We start from the raw sequence: 19,524 nt of genomic DNA on the forward strand, positions 1-19,524 counted from the left end.
TTTAATGGTTATGTGAATGGCCTTCGGGCACGACAGTAGAGGTCTCAGCGAGACGCACGAACGTTGTTCCGGTGGCGACTACGGAGTCCCCTTCCGAAATTCCATCAAGAATTTCAACTCGACGACCGTCATTCCGTCCGACTTTTACCGGATGTTTCGCATAGGCATGATCCTCAACCTTCACATAAACGAATTTTTCGCCCTGCTGCTCGGATATAGCACCGACAGGGACAGTGAGAGCATCAGCCCTTTGTGAGCCTATCAGATAGACTTCGGCAGGTGTGCCCGGAACTACATCCCCATGATTGTCAAACGAAAAATAGACAGGAAGATAACCGGGAGTATTATCCGCAGCCGAAGTAGATGACGACAGCAATTTACCGCCACGGTCGGCCAAGCGAATGGCCTCACCGGAGGAATGGGACGGGACGAAATTTGCAGAGGCTACACGAGGAAGCATGTCGACATGACGAGACGGCAGCAAGGCCTTTAGCGTCAGGCGCTGGCTACGAGCCACAGTAGCAATTGGCTGGCCGGCCTCCACAAAAGAGCCATCACTGACAAGCAATTCCGACACTACGCCGGATATCGAACTTGACGCACGGCCTGTCGCAGCTGCCGGACTATAGGCGCTTTTGGCCTCCTCATAGGAACGCAGAGCCTCATTATATTCTTTTTTTGTTATCAGGCCATCCTTAAGCAGTGGAGTCAGGCGGTCCAGTTCGCGTTTCGCAGCGTCAAGAGACACTTTTGCCATCCTGTTTGCATCACCTCCGGTCATATTTCCCGCAGATATAGAAGCAATCAGCTCTCCGCTCCTGACAGTTTTGCCCGGTTCGACACCAGACGCAAGCCTGACAATACCCGCTGTCGGAGCAGACACGACACTACGGTCAGTTGCAGCCGGGAGTACTTCTCCAGAGACCTTGACAATTTCACAAAATGGAGTTTTGGTTGCGGCTTCGGCAAACACCCCGAAACGCATTGCATCGGCAGGAGACATGACTATTTCATCTTCATGTTCATGTCCATGCCCTTCGTCTGCCAAATTCTCACCATGGGCATCAGAATGAGAATGGGTACATGACACGGCAATGGTCAATGTAATAGCCGACAAAACGGTCGGGAACAACTTATAAGCAAATGGGTAACTCATGATTTAATAAGAAAAAATTGGATACAAGAGTAAGCAGTAAATGTAGCGTCATCAAACGACGCACAAAATTAATCAAGTCCCACTCTTGATGTCTTATATAATTCTGATGATTTCTTGCAAAATTAGCAAACAAATCCGAGTAGCACAAACTTTTTAAATCCGCACATGCAATTATTCACTGCTTTTTCATAATTTTGTAGGTCAAATTTAATTTATGGACAGAGATACGAGGCTTGAAGGGCTGAATCTTCACTACACCGATTCTGAAAAAGGTGAAAAGACCGTCATACTGATGCACGGATGGGGATGTGACCACACCACCGTAGCATCAATCGAGCGTGTGGCATCGTCATGCGGCTACCGTGTCATAAATGTCGACTTTCCGGGATTCGGTGATTCCCAAGAACCGACCGACGTCTGGGGCGTCGAGGACTACACGCGCCAAATCGAGGCTTTGACAAAAGGACTCGGGATAAAATCGCCAATCCTGCTCGGCCATTCTTTCGGTGGCCGCGTAGGCATACTTTATGCGTCACGCAACCAAGTGGAAAAACTGATACTTGTCGATGCCGCAGGTATCAAACCAAAACGTTCGCTGAAATATTATTGGAAAGTATATTCGTTCAAGGCTGTAAAAAGGCTGATGTATCTTTTCCTCGGGAAAGACGCTGCTGAAAAACGTCTTGATGCCAAAAGAGCAAAGGCCGGCTCAAGCGACTATGCCAACGCATCGCCGATGATGAGAAGAATACTTTCGAAAGTGGTCAATGAAGACCTGACCGACCGTCTTCATTTGATAAAAGCCCCCACATTATTAATCTGGGGAGAAAATGACACAGCCACGCCTCTTTCCGACGCACAAAAAATGGAAAAACTCATCCCGGATGCAGGCCTTGTCTCATTCTCAGGATGCGGACACTACTCATTCCTCGACAACCCTATCCAGTTTGCAGCCGTATTGCGCAGCTTCCTTGGAAAGGCCTGATGCTCCAATTTGTATTTGAAAAGGATTAACAAACAGATTAACATAGCTCAACCATGTTAGCTTGCACTATAATAGCCATTGTTCTGGCAGTGATAAATGTCGTGCTTGAATTCAAGCGCGACCTGATGATGCTTCAGCAGAATTCATACAGGAACGACCGTTATAACAGATGGCTCTCCTCCTCGCAGGACAGCACATCGACCATGCGTCTTGTTTCCGGTGCGGTGGTGCTCGCCTCGCTTTCCACCCTGTCATTGCCGATGATTTCCGTCGGACTTGTTGCCATCATATCAATTGTCAATATATTCAATCTCGCAAGACGGAAATATAAGAAACCTCTGGTGATGACTCCGCGTGCCACACGCATATTCAGTGTCATGCTCGGGCTTGCAGCCATCATCATCGCCGCTGTAGCGGTTTTGTGCGCAGTCAAAGGATATTCACTTGACCTCGTAGTCACTACGGCTCTTGCCGTATATTGCTTCTCTCACGCTTTTGCAATTGCCGCCAACACCCTGCTCAAGCCGGTAGAAGCCCGCATCAACCGGAAATATTATGACGATGCCAAACGGATAATCGACGGAATGCCGGATTTAAAGATAATCGGTGTCACCGGCAGTTATGGCAAAACGAGCACAAAACATTATCTGAACCGAATCCTGTCGGAAAAATATGATGTCCTGATGACACCCGGAAGTTTTAATACGACCATGGGGGTTATCCGTACAATCCGCGAATATCTCAAACCCTACAATGAGGTGTTTATCTGCGAGATGGGAGCTAAACAGCCGGGGGACATCAAGGAAATCTGCGACCTCGTCCACCCTTCAATGGGTATTGTCACCGCCGTCGGCGAACAGCATCTTGAATCGTTTAAGACTATTGAAAACGTTCAGCGCACGAAATTCGAGCTTGTCGATGCCCTCCCGGCCGACGGTCTTGCAGTTATAAATGATGATTTCCCGTTTGTTGCCAACCGAAATGTCGAAAACGTAGAGTGCATACGTTATGCAGTCAGCGCCAAAGATGCAGCACAATATACGGCTGAAGATATCACATATACTCCATCCGGGACTTCATTTTCTGTCGTGACACCTGCCGGCGAACGGCTGGCGTTTTCCACACACTTAGTCGGCGAATGCAATGTGTCAAACCTTCTTGCAGCCATCATCGTAGCACTCCGTCTGAATGTGCCTGTTGAAAAAATCCGCTATGCCGTCGCTAATATCGAACAGGTCGAACACCGCCTTAACATGAAGCGCACTCCTGGTGGAGTGACCATCATCGACGATGCGTTCAATTCCAATCCAACCGGTTCGAAGATGGCTCTTGACGTATTGAAAATGATGACCGGTGGCCGACGCATCATCGTCACCCCCGGCATGATTGAGCTTGGCGACAGACAAGAAGAACTCAATCGAAAGTTTGGCGAATCAATCGCTGTCTCCGCAGATATAGCCATAATCGTAGGCACTTATAACCGCGATGCAATAGTCGCAGGCATCGAAAATGTCAACAACGGTATAGCCAAAGTCTATAAGGTCGATTCGTTCAATGAAGCACAAAGGCTCTTGGCGATTACACTGAAAAGCGGTGACACAGTCCTTTATGAAAATGACCTGCCTGACACGTTCAAGTAGGATTGTCCAACATGACAACAATTGAATAAACATCTTCTTATATCATATAAAACAAGACAATGAAAACCAATATTGGAGTCTTTTTCGGCGGACGCTCTACCGAGCATGAAATCTCGGTGATTTCCGCTTCGCAGGCAATGCACGCCATAAATCGCGAAAAATATGACGTCACACCTATATATATATCCAAACAAGGACGGTTCTATACCGGAGATGCGCTCTTTGAGATAGCAAACTACCGTAACATCCCCGCCCTGCTTGAAAAATGCGAGGAAGTCTACCTCCGTCCTGTCTATGGCGATTATAACCTCTATCGTGCCAAATCGGCCGGTCTGTTCGGAAACAAAGGCCCTGTCGCAACGCTTGACGTAGTGATTCCTGTCCTCCATGGCTCAAACGTGGAAGACGGTATCTTTGAAGGTGTCCTTGAGACCATCGGCATACCTTATGCCGGATGCGACACTCTTGCGAGCGCCAACGGCATGGATAAGATAACGATGAAAATGATTCTCCGCGAATCAGGCATTCCCGTCATCGATTACGTATGGTTTACCGACAAGGAATGGTTTGCAAAGCGCGACGAACTTATTGAGAAAATCGAGAGCAAAATCGGATACCCCGTGATTGTCAAGCCTGCCAATCTCGGTTCAAGTGTCGGCATCGGCCGTGCTGCAAACCGCGAACAGCTCATTGAGAAAGTGGATGTCGCACAGAAATACACCTCACGTATTATCGTCGAACATATGGTCGACAATCTTAAAGAAATCAACTGTTCGGTACTCGGCGACTGTGACGAATATCAGTCATCAGTGCTCGAAGAACCGATAAAAAGTGCGGAAATACTTTCATACGAGGACAAGTATATGGGTGGCACAAAGGGAGCCAAAGGCATGCAGGCATCCCAGAAACGCATTCCGGCTGACCTGCCTGAAGAGATGACAAAACGAATCCAGTATCTCGCCGGAGAAACATTCCGTGTGCTGAGCTGCCACGGTGTAAGCCGAATAGATTTCATCATTGACGACGACAACAATGAAATCTATGTCAACGAAATCAACACCATACCCGGCTCACTGTCATTCTACCTTTGGGAAGCAACCGGCATTTCATTTGACAAGCTTATGGACAAGCTCGTGCAGCTCGCCCTTAAACGCAAACGCGAGGAAGGCCAGAAAACCGTCAGCTACGACCAGAATATATTTTCCCTTTCCGGCGGTGCGAAAGGTGGCATAAAGGGCGCTAAAGCTCCGCGTAACTAAAACGGCACAGGACTATGGGAAGTGTCGGTTTCTGGATTGCATATTGCATCGGCTTTGGAATCCTCGGCGGAGGGCTTTATACTTATATGTCAGGGCGTAAGAAAAGGCGCTGGAGTCTCTTCCTTCGCAGCGCCCTGATTTATACGGCTTTCGCCCTTGCATTCGTGTGGTTTCTCTACCGTGTGGCATAGCCTTTAGAGTGAGCCGCACAATTGCACATCAATCGTGGTGATATGGCTCGCCACGCATAATGGTCATGGCGCGATAGATTTGTTCCGTAAAGAACAGACGAACCATTTCGTGTGTGAATGTCATGCGTGACAGCGACAGTTTTGAATCGGCTCGTTCGTAGACCTCGTTCGAGAATCCATACGGACCGCCTATGACAAACACCAGACGCTTTATGCCCTGAACCATCCGTCGCTCGATCATAGCTGAAAATTCCCTCGATGTAAGCTCTTTTCCTCTTTCGTCGAGAAGAGTCACAATATCGCCGGGCTGAAGAGCCGCAAGTATACTCCGCCCCTCCTGCTGTTTCTGTGATTCTTCTGACAGCGCCTTTGACGATTTGATGTCAGGAATCACTAAGAGTTCTGTAGGGACATACCGGTTGGCCCGTTTCAGGAACTCCTCCACTCCGCAAGCAACATAAGCGGTGGATGTTTTTCCGACTGCTATAATAACTATTTTCATTTTCGACTATAAGATTGTAATTTAAAGAAAAGGATATGAAAACAAAAGATGAACTTATCGATGACCTCCTGACTCTTGCTTTCGCAGAAGATGTCGGTGATGGAGACCACACAACCTTAAGCACCATCCCGGCCGATGAACGCGGAATCCAGCGTCTTATCGTGAAGGAAGAAGGAATACTGGCGGGAGTTGAGATTGCCCGCAAAGTGTTCGAGAAGTTTGATCCGGAACTGAAGATGACTGTGTACATCAGCGATGGTGCTCACGTCAAACCGGGCGACATAGCATTTGAAGTCGAAGGCAGTGTGCGTTCGTTGTTGCAGACCGAGCGAGTGATGCTCAACATCATGCAGCGCATGAGCGGTATCGCAACCCAGACTGCAAAATATCAGCAGCGTCTCGAAGGTCTCAAGACAAAAGTCCTCGACACCCGCAAAACCACTCCCGGAATGCGTATGCTTGAAAAAGAGGCTGTCCGCATCGGAGGTGGCTGCAACCACCGCATCGGTCTCTTCGACATGATTCTCATCAAAGACAACCACGTGGATTTCGCAGGTGGAATCAGACAGGCCGTGGAAGCTGCACGAAAATATTGCGCAGAAAAAGGCAAAGAACTGAAAATTGAGCTTGAAGTCCGTAATGAGGACGAAATCCGCCAAGCGCTTGAAGCCGGCGTAGACCGAATCATGCTCGACAATTTCACTCCTGAACGCACCCGCGAAGCAGTGAAACTCATCAACGGACAAACAGAAATTGAGTCATCCGGCGGCATCACCCTCGACACTCTCCGCGACTACGGCGAATGCGGTGTGGATTTCATCTCTGTAGGAGCACTCACACACTCTGTCAAAGGCCTTGACATGAGTTTCAAAGCTGTAAAATAATATATGTTTATCGGCAACAAATTGTGTTGCCGATAAACATATATCAGTCACGCTTGACATCAAGCATATCTTCAACTGTAAAGCCTGCAAAATCATCAATGATTCTGTGGGCTTTTCCATTTAACCGGGAGCGGGAATTGGTTGTGGCCAGACCGATAACAGTCGCACCGGAACTCATGCCAGCCTGAAGGCCCTGAAGAGAATCCTCAAACACATAACAGTCCTCGATAGGAACACCTATCAACTGCGCACCCGTCAGATAGCCCTCCGGATCAGGTTTACTGCGCTTGACCATCGAGCCTGTGACCAGCCCGCTGAGCATCTCCCGCAAATCAGGATGCGCAGCAAAAAGATAGTCCATTTTCACATTATCGCTACTCGTCACGACGGCAAACGGTATCTCCATTTCACGCAGCCGGGCAAGAAAAGTTTCTACACCGGCAATCCACGGATACTTCATATGCTGCTCGTAAGAGTGAAGCTCTTCCACGATTCCTTCACGAGCCTCTTCAGGAAACGGCTGAAGGATTTCACCAAGAGTTGTTCCCTTTATGTCGGCAGCAAAGGTTTCACCTCCGACATTGAATCTGCGTCCCATCGGGCCCCAGAAATTAGAATATTCGCCTTCACTGTCCACGAGGACGCCGTCAAGGTCAAAAAGGACTCCTATCTTTCTTTTCATAGAATATTGCAATATGTTTTGATTTACACAGATTTCGCCAAAAGACTATGGCGCATGAAAATTTAATGTCACAAAGTTACTACAAATTCTCTAAATAGCCTTCATCTCTTGGTGATATGGGAGATTTTGCGTAACTTTGTTGCGAAGAATGCCCTTTTCAGGTCACTCTTTGAATCAAGAAATTCACTCCATTCATTGCATATTTCACTATGGTCGTATTTTTCAAAAAAGGTGCAAACCTTATTTACGCCGTTGAAACCAGCCACAAGTTTTCAGAAGAAGAAAACGAGAAACTTCGCTGGCTTTTCGACGGAGCAATGCCTCTCGCCTCAACCTCGGTAAAAGGACGCTTCATCGGCCCTCGCAAAGAGATGATAACCCCATGGAGCACCAATGCGGTCGAAATCACCCAGAACATGGGTCTTGAAGGAATCACCCGCATAGAGGAATTCCACCGTGTGACCACCGAAGAACCGACGTTTGACAAAATGTTGTCACGCCTCTACGACGGTCTGAACTCCAAGGTGTTCACAACCTCGGCAACGGCAGCTCCAATCGAGCACATCGCCGACATCAGTGAGTATAACAAACGAGAGGGTCTCGCCCTGAGTGCTGAGGAGGAGGAATACCTTCGCGACCTCGCAAAACGCCTCGGCCGTCCCCTCACCGACAGTGAAGTGTTTGGTTTCTCTCAGGTCAACAGCGAACATTGCCGCCACAAGATTTTCAACGGTTCGTTCGTTATTGACGGAGAAGAGAAACCTCTTTCTTTATTCAAACTTATCAAAAAGACTTCTCAGGTCAATCCAAACAAACTCGTTTCAGCTTATAAGGATAATGTAGCGTTCGTCGAAGGTCCGACTGTGGCACAGTTCTACCCCACCCATCCCGAACGCTCAGACTTCTTCGAGGTGCGTGACCTTCCGACCGTGCTCTCACTGAAAGCTGAGACCCATAACTTCCCGACAACCGTAGAACCATTCAACGGCGCTGCCACAGGTAGCGGCGGTGAAATCCGCGACCGTCTCGGTGGCGGACGTGCAAGCCTCCCGCTCGCAGGTACTGCCGTCTACATGACTTCATATCCCCGTCTTGGAAATTATCCGTGGGAACTCATGATGAATCCACGCGCTTGGCTCTATCAGACTCCTGCCGAAATTCTCATCAAGGCATCAAACGGAGCATCTGATTTCGGCAACAAGTTTGGCCAGCCCCTCATCTGCGGTTCTCTTCTGACATTCGAGCACGATGAAAATGGCAAAATGTATGCCTACGACAAAGTTATCATGCTTGCCGGTGGTGTCGGATATGCAGCTTCAAAGGATGCCATCAAGGGTGTGCCTGAAGCCGGCGAGGCCGTAGTCGTGATGGGCGGTGACAACTACCGTATCGGAATGGGTGGCGGTGCTGTATCGTCAGTCGAGACAGGACAGTATGCATCAGGCATCGAGCTCAACGCCGTGCAGCGTGCCAACCCCGAAATGCAGAAGCGTGTGTCAAACGTAATCCGCGCACTCGCTGAAAACGACAACAATCCAATCGTCTCTATTCATGACCACGGTGCAGGCGGCCATCTCAATGCGCTCTCCGAACTCGTTGAAGAAACAGGCGGTAAAATTGAAATCGGCAACCTTCCAATCGGCGATCATACACTTTCGTCAAAAGAAATCATCGGAAACGAAAGTCAGGAACGTATGGGAATGGTGCTCAAGAAAGAAGATATCGACTTCGTGCGCACTATTGCCGACCGTGAACGCGCCCCGATGTATGTCGTAGGTGAAACCACAGGTGACCATCGCTTTGTTTTCGAGCAGAAAGACGGAGTGAAACCCATCGACCTTGCAATGACCGACATGTTCGGCTCATCACCCAAGACAACACTTGTCGACAATACTGTTGTCAATTCATACACCGACGGTGAATATAACGAAGAAGACATTGAACGCTACACTGCATCGGTGCTCAGCCTCGAAGCTGTAGCCTGCAAGGACTGGCTCACCAACAAGGTTGACCGTTCGGTGACAGGCAAGATTGCCCGTCAGCAGTGTCAAGGTGAAATCCAGCTTCCGCTCAGCGACTGCGGTGTGGTTGCCCTTGACTATAGCGGAACCAAAGGTATTGCAACCTCAATCGGACATGCACCTCAGATTGCACTAATCGACTCTGCCAAGGGTTCGGTGATGGCAGTTGCAGAAGCGCTCACTAACATCGTGGCAACTCCCCTTTCCGACGGAATCAAGGGGCTTTCGCTCAGCGCCAACTGGATGTGGCCCTGCAAGAATCCGGGAGAGGACGCTGCTCTCTACCGTGCGGTAGAAGCATGTTCGGATTTCGCATGCAAGCTCGGTGTCAACATCCCCACAGGTAAGGACTCACTGTCAATGACACAAAAATACGGTGCAGACAAAGTCTATGCACCCGGCACTGTCATCATATCCGCAGCCGGAGAGGTGAGCGATGTCCGCAAAACTCTCAGTCCCGTCCTCGGAAAGAAAGGCTCTATACTTTATTATATAGACTTCTCGTCCGACGCGCTCAAGCTCGGAGGCTCTGCACTCGCCCAGACTCAAGGCAAACTCGGTTCTGAAGCGCCGACTGTCGCCGACACCGAAGCATTTGTCAAGACATTCGAAACAGTGCAGAAACTTGTCAAGCAAAACAAGCTGATGGCTGCCCACGACGTATCTGCCGGAGGTCTTGTCACCACGCTCCTTGAAATGGCATTCGCTAATACCGACGGAGGTATCGAACTTGACACTACCGGTTTCGCTACACTTGGAGAAACTGACCTCGTCAAGATTCTCTTTGCAGAGAACCCGGCACTTGTCGCTCAGGTCGAAGCATCAAAAACAGCCTCTGTCGACGAAATTCTCACCAAGGCAGGTATCCGTTTCTGCCATATCGGCGCTCCGACAGCAGAACGCACCCTCATTATCAACCACAACGGCACACAGCGTCTGCTCGGCATCGACTACCTGCGTGATGTATGGTTCCACACCAGCTATCTCATGGATGCAATCCAGAGTGGAGAGAAATGTGCACGCAGCCGTTTTGAGAACTACAAAAAACAACCCATCCGCTACCGTTTCCCCTCGAAGTATGACGGCAAACTCGAATCACGAGGCATCGCACTCCGTCGCGACGGCCACGGTGACCGCGTCAAAGCCGCAATTATCCGCGAGAAGGGCGTGAATGGCGACCGTGAAATGGCCTACTCACTCTATCTTGCCGGATTCGATGTAAAGGATGTCCACATGACAGACCTTATGAGCGGACGCGAAAATCTTGAGGACGTCAACATGATCGTGTTCTGCGGCGGATTCTCCAATTCCGATGTTCTCGGTTCTGCCAAGGGCTGGGCTTCGGGCTTCCTGTGGAACGAAAACGCCATGCGTGCCCTCAAGAACTTCTATGCACGTGAAGACACTCTTTCACTCGGTATCTGCAACGGTTGCCAGCTCATGATTGAACTCAACCTCATCAATCCCGAACATCCGAAGAAGACCAAGATGCTTCACAACGACAGCCATAAGTTCGAGTCGCAGTTCCTCGGAGTCACCATCCCGGAAAACAACTCAGTCATGTTCGGCTCACTTTCAGGCAGCAAACTTGGCATCTGGGTAGCTCACGGAGAGGGTAAATTCAACCTGCCTATGGCCATGAGCGACTATAATGTCGTGGCTAAGTACAACTACAGCGCATATCCTGCCAACCCCAACGGTTCGCGCGGAGCTGTAGCCGGCATCTGTTCGGCTGACGGCCGTCATCTCGCGATGATGCCACACCTCGAAAGGGCAATATTCCCGTGGCAATGCGGATTCTATCCTGCCACACGCAAGTCCGATCAGGTTACACCTTGGATCGATGCCTTTATCAATGCCCGCAAATGGGTAGAAGAAAAGGTCAAATAAAACCCTGATACAATTTCGATGACTCTTCAAAACCGGACTACAAAGCCCCGGTTTTGGAGAGTCGTTCGGAAATATATGATAGAAATTACCAATCTAATAACCCATCTATTTATTACAAACCAATTATGAGTCTTAACATCATCGTGCTCGCCAAGCAGGTACCCGATACCCGCAACGTGGGTAAGGATGCAATGAAAGAGGACGGCACAATCAATCGCGCAGCGCTGCCGGCCATCTTTAACCCGGAGGATCTCAATGCCCTCGAACAAGCTCTCCGTCTCAAGGACAGCCATCCCGGTTCAACTGTAACACTTCTCACAATGGGTCTCCCCCGTGCATCAGAAATCATCCGCGAAGCTATCTATCGCGGCGCAGACGGAGGTATCGTACTTACAGACCGAGTTCTCGGAGGCGCTGACACACTCGCCACATCCTATTCGCTTGCACAAGCCGTGAAAAAGTTCGGCAATTACGACATCATTCTCGGAGGACGTCAGGCTATCGACGGCGACACTGCACAGGTAGGCCCTCAGATAGCAGAGAAACTTGGAATTCCACAGGTTACGTACGCAGAAGAAATCCTTGACCTTTCAGACGGCCATGTCACTGTGAAACGTCGTCTTGAAAACGGAGTCGAGACTGTGAAAGCACCCCTCCCCTGCGTTGTCACAGTCAACGGTTCAGCTCCTGACTGCCGTCCGCGAAACGCAATGCGTGTGCAGAAATACAAATATGCGGCATCTCCGAGCGAGGTGGCAAAACTCAGCGACGAACGCAAAGCCCTTCTTGAAAAACGCCCATATCTTAACCTTCAGGAATGGAGTGCGGCCTATGTTGACGCCGATCCCGCCCAGATTGGTCTTCCGGGTTCTCCGACAAAAGTAAAGGCGATTGAAAACGTCGTATTTACCGCCAAGGACTGTCGCGTACTTACCGACAACGACGCTGAAATCGAAGACCTCGTAAAGGAACTCATAACTAACCACACAATCGGATAAGCAGCACTATGGACCAGAACAACTTAATAGTATATCTTGAATTTGAGGACGGTCGCGTGGCCGATGTCAGCCTCGAACTTCTGACCAAAGGCCGAGTGCTCGCTTCACGACTCGGCGTAAAACTTGAAGCAATCGTTATCGGCGACAACCTTACAGACGTAGAGAAACAGGTGTTCCCTTATGGCGTCGACCGTCTCTACAAGGTTTCCGACAAACGTCTCTATCCCTACACCTCTAATCCTCATTCAGCAGTCCTCATCAATCTTTTCCGTGAAATCAAGCCTCAGGCCTGCCTCATGGGTGCGACCTGCATAGGCCGTGACCTCGGTCCACGTGTCAGCTCATGTCTTCACAGCGGTCTGACTGCGGACTGTACGGCTCTTGAAATCGGCGACCATACAGATCCCAAGACCGGCAAGGAATACAAGGACCTCCTTCTCCAGATCCGTCCGGCTTTCGGCGGCAATATCGTTGCAACTATTGTCAACCCCGAATGCCGTCCGCAGATGGCTACTGTGCGTGAAGGAGTGATGAAGAAAGAAATTTTCGATCCCGAATACAAGGGTGAAATCATCAATCTTGATGCCAACAAGTATGTATCGGATGAAGATTTCGTTGTTGAAATCCTTGACCGTCACATTGAAAAATCGAAAATCAACATCAAGAACTCCCCTATCATCGTTGCCGGAGGTTATGGCGTAGGTTCTAAGGAAAACTTCCAGCTCCTTCACGAACTGGCCGACACGCTCGGTGCGGAAGTAGGTGCGTCACGTGCGGCAGTCGATGCCGGCTTTACCGAACATGCACGTCAGATCGGACAGACAGGTGTGACCGTACGTCCCAAACTCTATATCGCATGCGGTATCTCAGGACAAATCCAGCACATAGCCGGTATGCAGGACAGCTCAATCATTATATCAATCAATAATGATCCGGCTGCACCAATCAATACAATCGCCGACTATGTAATCACCGGAAACCTTGAGGAAGTCGTGCCTAAACTAATCAAATACTACAAGAAGAATTCCAAATAACCAGACCAATGGCCAATTTTTATACTGACAATCCCGATCTCAAGCACCATCTGACCCATCCCCTGATGGAAAAGATTGTCGCTCTGAAAGAACGTAACTATACAGACGCTGAAAAATTTGACTACGCACCTCTTGATTATGCCGACGCACAGGACAGCTACGATAAAGTTCTTGAAATCGTAGGTGAAATCTGCGGTGACATCATTGCTCCGAATGCCGAGGATGTCGACCATCAGGGACCGCGCGTAGAGGACGGCCGCGTCATCTATGCAGACAAGACCAAAGAAAATCTTGAAGCATGCCGCAAGGCCGGCCTGATGGGCATGGCAATGCCCCGCCGCTTCGGAGGCCTTAACTTCCCGATTACTCCATACATCATGGCTGCCGATATTGTCAGCCGTGCCGACACCGGATTTGAAAACCTCTGGGGTTTGCAGGACTGCGCGGAGACTATCTATGAATTTGCCGATGAAGCACAGAAGGAGAAATTCATCACCCGCGTGTGTCAGGGCGAGACAATGTCGATGGACCTCACCGAACCCGATGCAGGTTCTGACCTCCAGAGCGTGATGCTGAAAGCCACTGAACAACCCGACGGAACATGGCTGCTCAACGGTGTGAAGCGATTCATCACCAATGGCGACAGCGACATCCACCTCGTGCTTGCACGTTCAGAAGCCGGCACTAAAGATGGCCGCGGTCTGTCAATGTTCATCTATGACAAACGTGACGGTGGAGTGAACGTCCGCCGAATCGAAAACAAAATGGGTATCAAGGGCTCGCCTACCTGCGAACTTACCTATAAGGATGCCAAAGCCGTGCTCTGCGGATCTCGCCGTCTCGGTCTTATCAAATATGTGATGGCCCTCATGAATGGCGCGCGTCTCGGCATTGCTGCACAGAGTGTCGGTGTCAGCGAACTCGCTTACCGCGAAGCTCTCGCATATGCCAAGGACCGCAAGCAGTTCGGCAAAGCCATCATCGAATTCCCGGCAGTCTACGAAATGCTTTCTGTCATGAAAGCTAAACTTGATGCCTCTCGTTCGCTTCTCTACGCTTGTGCCCGCTATGTAGACATCTATAAAATCTACGATGACATTGCCAAAGAACGCACACTCACACCCGAGGAACGCAAGGAGTCGAAACACTACAGCCGTCTGGCCGATGCGCTGACTCCGCTTGCCAAAGGCATGGGCAGTGAATATTGCAACCAGAATGCCTATGACTGTATACAGATTCACGGCGGTTCCGGCTTCATGAAAGACTACGCATGTGAACGCATCTATCGCGATGCTCGTATCACGTCAATCTACGAAGGCACTACACAGCTTCAGGTTGTCGCCGCTATCCGCCACGTCACCACCGGCACTTACCTCAACCTCATCAACGAGTACAATGCCGAAGAGGTGAAGCCTAAACTTCAGGGTATCAAAGACCGTCTTGTAGCAATGACCGAACGCTATGCAAAGGCTGTAGAGACAGTGACCTCCGTCGATGACTCAGCTTACGGTGATTTCATGGCACGCAGACTCGTAGAAATGGCCGGCGTAATCGTCATGGGCTATCTTCTCCTTCTCGATGCAAACCGCAACGACAGCTTCAAGCGTTCTGCCGAGGTTTACACAAATCTCGCACAGGCCGAAGTCACAAAGCACTCTGATTTCATCGCAAACTTCAACCCCGCTGAAGTAGCAATCTATAAGGTGGATTAAATCCAAATCTACCTGAATAAAAATAGCGACACCCGCCGGTCAAATTCCGACGGGTGTCGCTTAATATAATGTAACAGGAGTTTACAAGATTACATCACTCCTCTTTCACGAAGTTTGAGCTGCCATGCCCATGCCGAACGCATGGTGTCGGCCAGAGAAGAAGTCGCCTTCCATCCAAGCACCTCGTTGGCATATGTCGGGTCGGCCCATACCTTTTCGATATCGCCGGCGCGACGCCCTACAATCTTATGCGGGACTTTGACTCCTGTCGATTCCTCAAATGTATTGATAAGCTCAAGCACCGAGACACCGTTGCCTGTGCCGAGATTAAATATCTCGATCTTGGCTTCACTTTTGTCCTCAAGCATACGCTTGACCGCAATCACATGAGACTGAGCAAGATCTACGACATTGATATAGTCGCGGATACATGAACCGTCAGGTGTATTATAGTCATCACCAAACACACTCAGTTCCTTGCGGATTCCGATTGCGGTCTGTGTCAGATATGGAATCAGGTTCTGAGGCACACCGTTGGGAAGTTCGCCGATTTCTGCCGAAGGATGCGCACCTACCGGATTAAAATAACGGAGAATAACGCTCTTGAACGGAGCGCCGGCATTGATAACATCGGTGATTATCTCCTCGGAAATCTGCTTGGTGTTGCCGTAAGGCGATGTTGCCTTTTTGATTGGAGACTGTTCGGTGACAGGATTTACATCCGGCTCGCCATAAACCGTACAAGATGACGAGAACACTATTCCCTTGACACCGTTAGGTGTCATAAGTTCAAGAAGATTGAGAAGCGTGTTCAAGTTGTTACGATAATAAAGAATCGGTTTCTGCATGCTCTCGCCGACGGCCTTGGATGCAGCGAAATTAATGATACCTTTTATGTCGGGATATTCGGCAAAAAGCTTCTTAAGAACCTCGATATCAGTGCAGTCACCTTCCACAAAGTCAGGACGTGTGCCCGTGATGCGTTCTATGCCATCGAGAACTTCACGGTTGGAATTGGAGAGGTCATCAATGATTACCACAGAATAACCTGCGTTCTGAAGCTCAACAACAGTGTGTGAGCCAATGTAACCGGTTCCGCCGGTAACTAAAATTCTGTCCATTTTATAAAGATGTTAGTTTAAATCTGTTCACTCTGTATGCCTTCTGATGAAGGATGATATGATCCGATATGACGTTGTTTCTTTTCCTCGAAAATGTCGGATATCGCAAAAAATATACCGCTTTCCTCTACGTCGCCAAATTCATCATTGATGGCTGTTCCAAACATTTTCATCGTCGGCGACAGACTCATGTAGGAGTTCACCAATGGCGGAATGTTGAATCCGAATTCGCGGATAGCATGGTTAAGAATCTTGTAGTCTTCCTTGAAACATGAACCGACAAAAAGGCGTTCCATCGATTTTCGGTCAATCGTGATGGTACACGGGCTTATAGGACGTACCAGATTCTCAGTGTCGGGGAAGTGCTTATGCAGGAAATAAAGAATCATATCACGGCATTCACGATCGTAGTTGGGATACATCGTCATCTTGCCGAACAGATATTTTATCTCAGGATAAACCACTGTCAGAGCGCCAAGGCCATCCCAAAGATTGTCAAGGGCGAAAATAGCCTTTGCGCCGGCACGCGATGACTGGTATTCAAGTCTTACGAACGAACGGCCAAGTTCAATCGTGCTTGGAAGATATTCGTTGATAAACCGGTCGGAGAACTGAAACATGTGGCTGGTGGCAATCCGCGGTGCGCCATTTTCATCGAAACGGATATCCTCACCTATGATAAACCGATAGCCGCCGAGAATGAGTTTCGACTCAGGATCCCACACAATCAGCTGACGGCATGGCGGATCCATCAGGTCGAACTCGTCAATGTCGCAACTCTTGCCCGTACCGCCTCCTGCAGCGCGGAATGCAAGTTCCCGCAGACGTCCGATTTCTTTCATGGTCGCTTCGCACTCACGCCCGTCAACTATGTATATTTCGTTGTGTCCCTTATTGGTCGGACGCAGAAATTTATCTCGTGTCAGCTCTGCTTCAATCAGAGCACTGTCAATTGGATCTATTATTTTTTCGGTCATGAATCTTGATTCCGTATTTATGTATAAAGAAAAAGCCAAAGCCAACTTTGGAATGGCATAGCTAACGCGGTGCAAGGCTGTAGACAGCTTCCCGTAGACAATCAGCCTGAGATTGCGCATATTTTCCTCCTCGAAGGCTTTGCCATCGAATCGGAGCACCGATGTTGACATCAAATGTCTTTCCGGCGCTTTTGAACACTTCGGCCGGGAGACGTACCATCTCTATATTGAATTTGAGGCCAAGCAGAGTCCTTAGACGTGCAAATTTATAAAAAAAACGGGAATTCTCGCCTCCAAAATGCAAAGGAATTATATCACGGTGCGATGAAATGGCTTTGTTGACAACCATTTTATTCCATTTCAGGTCAGCGATGAGCCCGTCACTGTTTTGTCGCGATACGAGTCCGGCCGGAAACATCAGCATGGGGACATCGCTTTCGAATGCCTCTTCAAGCATCGCAGCAGCCTCCCTCGACTGTTTCCCATGCTTATTGACACCAAGAAATATCGGGCGCAGAGGCTCAACGAATGTCAGCAGGTCGTTAACGACAAATTTCACATCTTTCCGTCCGCCATATTGCTCCGAAACCATCGCGGCCAATATCATTCCGTCAAGTCCGCCGAGAGGATGGTTGGAGACAATTATGACACGTGAATCATTCTTAGGCAGCGAGCCATTGACACGATATGAAACGCCGAGGTCGTCAATCACTCCCCGACAGAAATCCACACCTGATTTATCAGCGTTGTGAAGAAGAAGCCTGTTAAGCCCGTCCTGACAGATGACTCGCTCCAATAATTTCACCGCAAACTTCGGGATAAATTTATAGTAGCCTGACATCCGCTGACGCAACACCTCATCAATGTCAATCCTCATGGGTGTTTTGTCATTTTTCATCCTCAGTGCCAATTTTGTCAAATGCCTGCCAAAGCGGTTCGGGAGGAAGAGGAGCAGTCACATCGATTAATTTTCCTGAAACGGGATGGGTGAAGCGAATACGACGCGCCATGAGCGAGATAGATCCATCGGGATTACTACGCTTGTCGCCATATTTTAAATCACCCTTTATCGGACATCCGATAGCCGAAAGCTGTACCCTGATCTGATGCTTACGGCCGGTCTCGAGCTTCACTTCTATCAGGTTGTAACGGTCGGAACATCCCAGCAAACGATATGTCAAGACCGCACGTTTCGACCCTGCACGTTCTGTTGGCGATGCATAGCTTTTGTTATTGCGCTCGGTAGTTGTGATAAAATGCACAAGGCGGCCTTCAGTCGGTTCAGGTTTATTACGGCTCAAAGCCCAATAAGTCTTTTCGACCTCACCGTTACGAAACATATCGTTAAGCCGGGTCAGTGCTTTTGATGTCTTTGCAAAGACAACCAGTCCTCCGACCGGACGGTCAAGGCGATGAACCACTCCGCAAAACACGTTGCCGGGTTTGCCATATTTTTCTTTAAGCCAGCGTTTGAGCGTCTCGACCAGTGGTTCGTCACCGGTCTTGTCGCCTTGGACAATCTCACCCGGTGATTTATTTATTATAATAAGGTGGTTATCCTCGTAGATTACTTCCATGATTTATATTAGTGTCCGATTGTATCGCAAAGTTAGCCGATTTTGGTCTAAAATGGAAATAAAAGAGTAATTTTGTAGGTTGAAAGCAGTGAAACCTCACAAAAATCAAAAATTCCATCATGATTGAATATATCAAAGGGGTGGCCACCGAACTCACTCCGACCTATGCGGTCATTGAAGCCGGCCAACTCGGATATCTGATGAACATATCCCTGCCGACCTTCGAAGAAATACAAAAATCAAGCGGAGAGCTGAAAATGCTGATACATGAAGTCATACGCGAAGACGCGCATGTGCTCTACGGATTCATGACAGCCGAGGAGCGCGAAATGTTCCGCCTGCTCATCGGAGTTTCCGGCGTAGGACCGGGAACAGCCATCCTGATATTATCCTCCATACCTGTCAGAGACCTACAGGCTGTCATATCCTCCGGCGACCATTCGAAGCTGAAAAATGTAAAAGGGATAGGCGTCAAAACAGCACAGCGCATAATTGTTGACCTGAAGGATAAAATAAAACCCACAGATGGTTCGTTATCATTACAGTCTGACGCATTCAGTTCCTTCAGCGAGGTTTACGACGAAGCGCTTGCCGCACTCACCGCACTTGGATTTGTGAGACAGCAATCACAGAAAGTCCTGAAAAGGATTTTCGATGCAGATCCGGCGATAAAAGTCGAGGCAGCCATAAAGAAAGCTCTGAGCATGATGTAGGCCTCACGGCCCATACGGAACTGAAAGCCGGCTAAAGGCTGCAAATTAGTAACATAGTTTGAAAATAGACACATAGTTGGCATTTATTTTCAGACATGTTTTTTAACAACAAAACTTTAACCAGCTCATAAAAGCCCTGAAAAAACGGCGCGACATATTCATCTTTTCATCCTTCTTCGCCG

Annotated in this window: 17 protein-coding genes; 10 read left to right on the forward strand and 7 right to left on the reverse strand. The window is 49.0% G+C overall.

What is annotated here, in order from left to right; all coding sequences use genetic code 11:
* Position 1: 1 nt before the first annotated feature.
* A complete protein-coding gene (locus tag QZ311_RS00325; RefSeq protein WP_297062670.1) occupies positions 2-1,156 on the reverse strand; it encodes an efflux RND transporter periplasmic adaptor subunit in 1,155 nt (384 codons plus the stop codon).
* A 214-nt stretch (positions 1,157-1,370) separates the two neighbouring features.
* Here QZ311_RS00325 and QZ311_RS00330 point away from each other — a divergent pair, with 214 nt between their 5' ends.
* The 4 genes from QZ311_RS00330 to QZ311_RS00345 are packed head-to-tail and all read left to right on the forward strand — an operon-like array spanning position 1,371 to position 5,231.
* On the forward strand, positions 1,371-2,141 hold the full coding sequence (locus QZ311_RS00330) for an alpha/beta hydrolase (protein WP_297062672.1): 771 nt from the start codon (positions 1,371-1,373) through the stop codon (positions 2,139-2,141).
* Positions 2,142-2,194: 53 nt separating this feature from the next.
* On the forward strand, positions 2,195-3,781 hold the full coding sequence (gene murF, locus QZ311_RS00335) for a UDP-N-acetylmuramoyl-tripeptide--D-alanyl-D-alanine ligase (RefSeq protein ID WP_297062674.1): 1,587 nt from the start codon (positions 2,195-2,197) through the stop codon (positions 3,779-3,781).
* A 59-nt stretch (positions 3,782-3,840) separates the two neighbouring features.
* Complete coding sequence (locus QZ311_RS00340) at positions 3,841-5,040, forward strand: D-alanine--D-alanine ligase family protein (protein WP_297062676.1); 1,200 nt, start codon at positions 3,841-3,843, stop codon at positions 5,038-5,040.
* Positions 5,041-5,054: 14 nt separating this feature from the next.
* Positions 5,055-5,231: a hypothetical protein gene (locus tag QZ311_RS00345; protein ID WP_168185352.1), complete on the forward strand. Its 177-nt coding sequence runs from the start codon at positions 5,055-5,057 to the stop codon at positions 5,229-5,231.
* Between the two features lie 28 nt (positions 5,232-5,259).
* On the opposite strand, the gene rlmH is transcribed toward QZ311_RS00345, so the two are convergent.
* Positions 5,260-5,733 (reverse strand): 23S rRNA (pseudouridine(1915)-N(3))-methyltransferase RlmH, encoded by a 474-nt coding sequence (rlmH, locus tag QZ311_RS00350; RefSeq protein WP_297062678.1) that lies wholly within the window; start codon positions 5,731-5,733, stop codon positions 5,260-5,262.
* 35 nt (positions 5,734-5,768) lie between these two features.
* On the opposite strand from rlmH, the gene nadC reads away from it, so the two are divergent.
* A complete protein-coding gene (nadC, locus tag QZ311_RS00355) occupies positions 5,769-6,617 on the forward strand; it encodes a carboxylating nicotinate-nucleotide diphosphorylase (RefSeq protein ID WP_297062680.1) in 849 nt (282 codons plus the stop codon).
* A 43-nt stretch (positions 6,618-6,660) separates the two neighbouring features.
* Here nadC and QZ311_RS00360 read toward each other — a convergent pair whose 3' ends face one another.
* The gene (locus QZ311_RS00360) at positions 6,661-7,299 is read right to left on the reverse strand and encodes an HAD-IA family hydrolase (protein WP_297062683.1); all 639 of its coding nucleotides are present in this window, start codon (positions 7,297-7,299) and stop codon (positions 6,661-6,663) included.
* Between the two features lie 209 nt (positions 7,300-7,508).
* On the opposite strand from QZ311_RS00360, the gene purL reads away from it, so the two are divergent.
* From purL to QZ311_RS00380, 4 genes are all read left to right on the forward strand, one after another.
* The gene (gene purL, locus QZ311_RS00365; RefSeq protein ID WP_297062684.1) at positions 7,509-11,210 is read left to right on the forward strand and encodes a phosphoribosylformylglycinamidine synthase; all 3,702 of its coding nucleotides are present in this window, start codon (positions 7,509-7,511) and stop codon (positions 11,208-11,210) included.
* 125 nt (positions 11,211-11,335) lie between these two features.
* Complete coding sequence (locus tag QZ311_RS00370; protein WP_297062686.1) at positions 11,336-12,208, forward strand: electron transfer flavoprotein subunit beta/FixA family protein; 873 nt, start codon at positions 11,336-11,338, stop codon at positions 12,206-12,208.
* 8 nt (positions 12,209-12,216) lie between these two features.
* On the forward strand, positions 12,217-13,242 hold the full coding sequence (locus QZ311_RS00375; RefSeq protein ID WP_297062688.1) for an electron transfer flavoprotein subunit alpha/FixB family protein: 1,026 nt from the start codon (positions 12,217-12,219) through the stop codon (positions 13,240-13,242).
* Between the two features lie 8 nt (positions 13,243-13,250).
* Entirely contained in the window at positions 13,251-14,954 is a 1,704-nt protein-coding gene (locus QZ311_RS00380; RefSeq protein WP_297062691.1) for an acyl-CoA dehydrogenase family protein, read from the forward strand.
* An 89-nt stretch (positions 14,955-15,043) separates the two neighbouring features.
* On the opposite strand, the gene galE is transcribed toward QZ311_RS00380, so the two are convergent.
* The 4 genes from galE to QZ311_RS00400 form a co-directional block, all read right to left on the reverse strand.
* Positions 15,044-16,075, reverse strand: a complete 1,032-nt coding sequence (galE, locus tag QZ311_RS00385; protein ID WP_297062693.1) for a UDP-glucose 4-epimerase GalE — start codon at positions 16,073-16,075, stop codon at positions 15,044-15,046.
* A gap of 17 nt (positions 16,076-16,092) precedes the next feature.
* Positions 16,093-17,052 (reverse strand): GNAT family N-acetyltransferase, encoded by a 960-nt coding sequence (locus QZ311_RS00390; protein WP_297062695.1) that lies wholly within the window; start codon positions 17,050-17,052, stop codon positions 16,093-16,095.
* A gap of 61 nt (positions 17,053-17,113) precedes the next feature.
* On the reverse strand, positions 17,114-17,950 hold the full coding sequence (locus tag QZ311_RS00395; RefSeq protein ID WP_297062697.1) for a 1-acyl-sn-glycerol-3-phosphate acyltransferase: 837 nt from the start codon (positions 17,948-17,950) through the stop codon (positions 17,114-17,116).
* The gene (locus tag QZ311_RS00400; RefSeq protein ID WP_297062698.1) at positions 17,940-18,629 is read right to left on the reverse strand and encodes an RluA family pseudouridine synthase; all 690 of its coding nucleotides are present in this window, start codon (positions 18,627-18,629) and stop codon (positions 17,940-17,942) included. The genes QZ311_RS00395 and QZ311_RS00400 overlap by 11 nt, the downstream gene beginning before the upstream one ends.
* Positions 18,630-18,748: 119 nt before the next feature.
* Between QZ311_RS00400 and ruvA the strand changes: the two genes are divergently transcribed.
* On the forward strand, positions 18,749-19,342 hold the full coding sequence (ruvA, locus tag QZ311_RS00405) for a Holliday junction branch migration protein RuvA (protein ID WP_297062700.1): 594 nt from the start codon (positions 18,749-18,751) through the stop codon (positions 19,340-19,342).
* Positions 19,343-19,524: the final 182 nt, after the last annotated feature.

The organism is uncultured Duncaniella sp., from assembly GCF_910578445.1.
Taxonomy (GTDB): domain Bacteria; phylum Bacteroidota; class Bacteroidia; order Bacteroidales; family Muribaculaceae; genus Duncaniella.